The sequence below is a fragment of the Actinomadura sp. KC06 genome, assembly GCF_004348735.1.
In the GTDB taxonomy this organism is placed as follows: domain Bacteria; phylum Actinomycetota; class Actinomycetes; order Streptosporangiales; family Streptosporangiaceae; genus Spirillospora.
This window is the reverse complement of the sequence record NZ_SMKT01000310.1, coordinates 1-4,591: the sequence shown is the minus strand read 5'-3', so window position 1 is coordinate 4,591 and position 4,591 is coordinate 1. Positions and strand designations below refer to the sequence as shown.

The window sequence follows — 4,591 nt, the reverse complement described above, 5'->3', positions numbered from 1 at the left end:
CACAAACCCCCACCCACCACCCTTGAGAAGGAGCCGCATTCGCGGCGCTGCCTTGCCGTGCGGCCCTGCCCGTGATCCCCGCGCGCCGTCGCGCAGGCTGGACCATCGGGCAGGACCGCACCGCGTTCACCGTGTTCACCGCCCGCCGGTGACCGCCACCAGCAGCGGACCCGCCAGCATCGCCACCAGGCCCAGCACCGCCAACGTCACCAGCACCGCCCCGCACACCGGGTACCAGCCCGCGCGCACCGCCAGCGCCGCCCCAGCCGCCGCCCGAGCCGTCCGGGCCAGGGTCCGAGCCGCCGCCCAGCCCAGCACCGCCCACGCCACCCGCACCGGCGAGATCCGCACCGCTTCCTGTCTGGTCTTGCGTGCCGCCCGGTCCCGCATCTGGTCATGCATCGCCGTTACCTCCCGGTCGTTGCTGAGGGAATCGAGGGGGCCGCCCGCCCGGCCCGGTATCCGGACGCGGCGGCAGCGACGGCGGTGGCGCAGGACCCGGAGGCGGGAGAGAGCCGGGACGCGGGTCACCGTCCGGCCGTGCCGCCGCCCGTGTCGCGCGTGGCCGGTCGGGTGTGGGCGGCTGTGGTGGCGGTTGGAGGGGCCGTCCGCGCGTGAAGCCCATCAAGATCCATTCGCAGCCGATCCGCACCAGCAGCAGCGCGACGAAGGAGCCCGAGACCACCACCAGCGCCAGGCACCACAGGACGCCGCCCGCCCAGGACGCCAGCCACCACACCATCAGCAGGCCCACCAGCGACCCCGCCGCCACGCACCCGCAGGCGACCACGTACACCCAGCCGACCAGCCGGGGAGTGACCATCCGGCGGAACCCGACATCGGTCAGGCCCTCCAGCAGGCCACCGGCCCGGACCGGCCCGCCGCTCACGAGGTCCACCCGCACGAGTCCGCCAGCCACAGCACGCCCAGCGCCAGCCCGCCCAGCAGCACCCCCGACCACCACAAGCCCGGATGGCGATGCCGCAGCGGCACCCGGAGCCGGAACGTCACCCGGCCGCCCCGTCCGCCGCCGCCGGAGGCCAGCCGCAGCAGCAGCGGCACCGCCGCCAGCGCCGCCACGATCACCACCGCGTCCACCAGCCCGTCAATCACCGCGCACCCCCGCCGGGGCCGGAGCCTCCGGCCGCCGTGACACCGTGACCAGGTCGGCGAACTCCCGCGCCGCCGCGTGATCGCGGGCCAGTGTCGCGGCGAGATCGGCATCACCCAGCCGCGCCCACCCGGTCCCCAGATACCGCCACTCACGCACGATCACCGCGCCCCCGTCGCCCTGGCCGTCTGCGCCGATGTCAGCGCCGGTGTCGGCCCAGGGGTCAGGGCCTGCCCGGTCGCGGCCGCGTGTGCGCCAGGCCCGCCGCACCGCGCCCAGCGTCGCCCGCGTGACCGAGTACCAGCGGCTCTTGGTCGCGAAATGGCCCCGGAAGCCCAGCGCGTGCGCGTGTTCGGCCAGCCGCAGCCCCGCGCATTCGGGCCGTTCGCCCAGCCGCACGCAGGCCAGCACCAGCAGCATCACGTGCGGGTTGTTGACCTTGCGGCCGATCCGGGTGATCTCCCGCCGTCCGAGCCGCCGCGCGGGCAGCCCCGCGAAGGTGTCGGCCGCCGTTTTGGTGGCGTACTTGGCCAGGTAGGCCGCCGCCCGCGCCGGATCGCTGATCGGTGCGACGTCCAGTTGCCCGCCCCACCGCGCCACCATCCCGACGTGCGCGCCGACGTTCGGCAGCGGCACCCGCACCCGCCGCGCCGCCTCACCGATCGCCGCCCCCAGCGCCGCCGCGTCCGCCCAGCCCGGCGGAGCCGTCACCGCCTCACCTGCGTCAGCGTCCACCCCGTCCAGCCGGATCACCGCGTGCAGGTGGATCGCGCCGCGCCGCTGGTATTCAGCGACCTTCACATACGAGACCCGCAGCATCGTGCGGACCGCGCGGACCGTGACCGGCACCCCGAGACGTTCGGTCCCGATGCGTGCGAGCGCCCGGTACAGGTAGATCACCGTGCGCCGCCACAGTTCCGGCACCGCCGCATGCCACAGCACGTGACCGGCGTAGTCGTAGCAGTCCCAGCACAACGGCCGCCCCACCAGCGGATCACCCGGCCCGTGCCGCGCGTCGCACCACCGCCGCACCGCGTGCCCGCACACCAGCGGCCCCACCCTCGCCCGGCACGGCCCCTCACCACTGGCGCGGTGCACCGCCCCGAAACCGGGCGCGGTGAAGGTCGCCAGCACCACCGGATGCCCCGCCACGCTCGCGGGGACCGCGTCCACCCCGCCCGGCAGACGCGGCGCACGCCCCCGCAGGCCCGCCGCTACCAACTGCCAGGTGTCGCGCCGGTAGGTCTCCGCGCACGACGGGCACACCGCCGCCCGACGGTCCCCGCACGCCAGCAGCAGCACCCCATCCGGCTCGCCCGCGCTGGACCACTCCGCCCGCACCTCACCCGTGCCGGTGTCCACCACCGCAGCCCCGCCGCGCACCCGCACCGGCCGCGCGCAATGCCCCGCGTGCGCCACCTGACGCGCCCACGCCCGCCACTCATCATCGTTCGCGACCCGCGCCAGCATCCCCGCCAGCACCCCACCCGCAACCGCGCCCCGCGCCGCCGCGTTCTGGGGGTTCACCCGCGCCGCCACCGTGGACGGCAGGACTACGCCCCTCCGGGGTGACCTGCGGTCATCCCGCCGGCGACTCATGACCCGCCGCCCGTTCCGGACTCCGCCGCCGGGCCCTCACCCCCCGGCATGTCCGTGCTGTGACGGCCGCGCCCGCCGTACCCGTAGACGAACCGCCACAGGCACCAGCTCAGCGCGTACCAGTCCGGACAGTCGTCCTCGATCCACGGGAACCCGAACGCCGCCAGTACGTCAGCGACTTCACGTACCACCGCCGCCGAGAACCGGTCGTCATCCACCGGCCCCGCCGGACGGGTGAGGGGATACACCCGCCCCGCCACCGCCGCCGCGCACGGGCACACCCGCCCGGCCAGCTCTTGAGAAACCTCGGTCATCGTGCCTGCTCCCAACGCAAGAGTGAGAGGGGCCCGCGCGGCGGGCACGCTGCCGCCGACCCCGCCCACGCGAGGCCCCTTTGATCGGTTGAAGAGAAGAAGAGAGGAAGAGAGAAGGGGAAAAGGGGGACCGGCCGCCGGGTCAGACCCAGCGGTCCCCGGCCACCAGCCGCCGCAGCGCCGCACCCCGCGCCACGATCGACCGGATCTCGTTGTCGTCCAGGTAATACGACCGCACCCGGCGCGGCATGCCGCCCTCGGCGTACAGCAGCCCGACACCCCGCGTGCGGATATCGATCTCCGAAGCGTCGTAACCGGCCGTGGCCATCCCCGCGCCCAGGATCGTGTCGGAGGCGTCCCGCGTGGTGCACCGCATCGCCCACCGCAGCGCCATCAAGTCCCGCCACCCGGTCGGAACCACGTCACCCGCCGGTTTCTGCGTCGCGCTCGCCTGGACGATCAGCGACGCCCGGCCCCGCGCCGCCACGTCCAGACCCAGCGCGTTGAAATGCCGCGCGGCTTTGCGGTCGAGGTTGGCGGTATAGAACCGAAGCTCGTCCGTCACGGCCAGGATCACCGGAGCCTCACCCGGCCGCAGCGCCCGCCGCCCCGCCCGCTCCAGCACCGCGTACCGTGCGTTCATCTCCCGCACCAGGTCCTCCTGCTGCGTGATCGCCGCGTCCATGTCGTAATCGGCGAACCGGGTCATGATCGGTCGCCACAACGCCAGCTCCACCAACTTGGCGTCCCACCCCCACACCTGCGCGTGAGGGTCCAGCGCAGCCGCCGCCAGCAGCAGCGACAGCACCACCGATTTGCCGCTCTCGGGTTCCCCGCCAACCAGGAAGTGCTTTCCCGGCAGCCGCGCCGCGACCCGGTCGCCCATGTCATCGATGCCCAGCGGCACCGGATCACCCAGCGAACGCTGCGCGCCCGAGGCCCACGGCCACCGCAGCGGCCCCGCACCCGAGCCCGCAAACGGGTCTTCCCTCACGATGTCCACGTGCGCCAGGTCCGCACGATCGATATCCCGGTCGACGCGCACCTCACGCACTTGCAGCACCGCCGCCACCCGTTCCCGTTCGGCGTCCAGGTCATCGACCGTCGCGCCGCGCGGGACCCGCACCAGCAGCCGCTCACCCGCAGGCACCCACCGCTCCCGCCGGATACGCGGGATCCGGTCGTTGACCGTGGTCAGGTCCGCGAACCGCATGGCGCGGTCCCAGTGCCGCCGCAGCCGCGCCCGACGCCACGACCGCGCCACCCGCCGACGCGACCACGGCACCGCCCACGCCGCCACCACCGCCAGGCACGGACCGGCCGCAGCGCCCAGCCACCGGCCCCCCGCACCCAGCCACGCGCCGAGCACGGCACCGGGCCCACCGAACCACCCGGCCGCCGCCAGCGCGGCCAGCAGCGCCAACCCCGCCAGCTCACGCCGCCACAGCCACGACGGCCGCACCACCCACAGCAGCAGCGCAGACCCGACCGTCAGCCGCGCCCGCACCGGCAGGTCCGGACGCTGCATCACCGGCGGCAGCCCGACCCGCCCCGGAGCCTGCACCCC

The 4,591-nt window shown here is 74.9% G+C and carries 6 protein-coding genes; all 6 read right to left on the bottom strand.

Annotated features, from left to right (window positions below):
• Positions 1-135: 135 nt before the first annotated feature.
• Positions 136-402 (bottom strand): hypothetical protein, encoded by a 267-nt coding sequence (locus E1287_RS42150; protein ID WP_131971568.1) that lies wholly within the window; start codon positions 400-402, stop codon positions 136-138.
• Complete coding sequence (locus E1287_RS46535) at positions 395-889, bottom strand: DUF4282 domain-containing protein (RefSeq protein WP_131971566.1); 495 nt, start codon at positions 887-889, stop codon at positions 395-397. Before E1287_RS46535 ends, E1287_RS42150 begins: the two co-directional genes overlap by 8 nt.
• Positions 886-1,113 (bottom strand): hypothetical protein, encoded by a 228-nt coding sequence (locus tag E1287_RS42140; protein ID WP_131971564.1) that lies wholly within the window; start codon positions 1,111-1,113, stop codon positions 886-888. Before E1287_RS42140 ends, E1287_RS46535 begins: the two co-directional genes overlap by 4 nt.
• Positions 1,106-2,638 carry a replication initiator gene (locus tag E1287_RS42135; RefSeq protein WP_131971562.1) on the bottom strand — a complete coding sequence of 511 codons (1,533 nt, stop codon included), beginning with the start codon at positions 2,636-2,638 and terminating at the stop codon, positions 1,106-1,108. Before E1287_RS42135 ends, E1287_RS42140 begins: the two co-directional genes overlap by 8 nt.
• Before the next feature lie 68 nt (positions 2,639-2,706).
• The gene (locus tag E1287_RS42130) at positions 2,707-3,024 is read right to left on the bottom strand and encodes a hypothetical protein (protein WP_131971560.1); all 318 of its coding nucleotides are present in this window, start codon (positions 3,022-3,024) and stop codon (positions 2,707-2,709) included.
• Positions 3,025-3,166: 142 nt separating this feature from the next.
• A partial coding sequence (locus tag E1287_RS42125; protein ID WP_131971558.1) for an FtsK/SpoIIIE domain-containing protein occupies positions 3,167-4,591 on the bottom strand: 1,425 nt, incomplete at its 5' end.

Coding starts and splice junctions, on each gene's coding strand:
- E1287_RS42150 (WP_131971568.1), bottom strand. CDS start 402: ATGCATGACCAGATGCGGGACCGGGCGGCACGCAAGACCAGACAGGAA.
- E1287_RS42130 (WP_131971560.1), bottom strand. CDS start 3,024: ATGACCGAGGTTTCTCAAGAGCTGGCCGGGCGGGTGTGCCCGTGCGCG.